The sequence below is a fragment of the Vibrio sp. 1641 genome (assembly GCF_033339995.1).
Taxonomy (GTDB): domain Bacteria; phylum Pseudomonadota; class Gammaproteobacteria; order Enterobacterales; family Vibrionaceae; genus Vibrio; species Vibrio alginolyticus.
Genome location: NZ_JAWOVP010000427.1, coordinates 1 through 551 on the forward strand (window position 1 = coordinate 1; position 551 = coordinate 551).

Annotated in this window: 1 protein-coding gene and 1 pseudogene; both read left to right on the forward strand. The window is 43.0% G+C overall.

Features of this window, described 5'->3' with window-relative positions; translation table 11 throughout:
* Positions 1 to 276, forward strand: a pseudogene (locus R7Z47_RS26360) (glutathione synthase); the annotation flags it as partial.
* A 113-nt stretch (positions 277 to 389) separates the two neighbouring features.
* The coding region (locus R7Z47_RS26365; RefSeq protein ID WP_318130966.1) for a YqgE/AlgH family protein at positions 390 to 551 on the forward strand (162 nt) is incomplete at its 3' end.

Consider the following 551-nt stretch of genomic DNA (forward strand, 5'->3'; position numbering starts at 1 on the left):
ATTCCTGCTAAAGGCGAAACGCGCGGCAACCTAGCTGCTGGTGGTACTGGTGAAGCTCGTCCGCTAAGCGAAACAGATATGAAGATTGCTCAAGCTGTTGCTCCGACTCTAAAAGAAAAAGGGCTTATCTTTGTTGGTCTTGATGTGATTGGCGATAAGCTAACTGAAATCAACGTGACTAGCCCAACTTGTATTCGTGAAATCGAAGCGGCATTCGACATTTCTATCACTGGCAAACTGATGGATGCCATTGAACGTCGTGTGAAAGGCGAATAACTGAATATATAGTACAGTTATAGTAGAGAACCAGACATTATCTTAAGCAAACTCATGCACATAGTCGCGAGTTTGCTTAAGTGCATTTACGAGTCTTAAAGGTCGGTATGAGAATGAACCTCACAAACCATTTTTTAGTAGCCATGCCTGGAATGAAAGATCCGTATTTCCAGAATAGCGTTATCTACGTTTGTGAACATAACGAAGAAGGCGCAATGGGTCTGATGATCAACGCGCCTGTTGATATCACTGTAGGTAACATGCTCAAGCAAGTT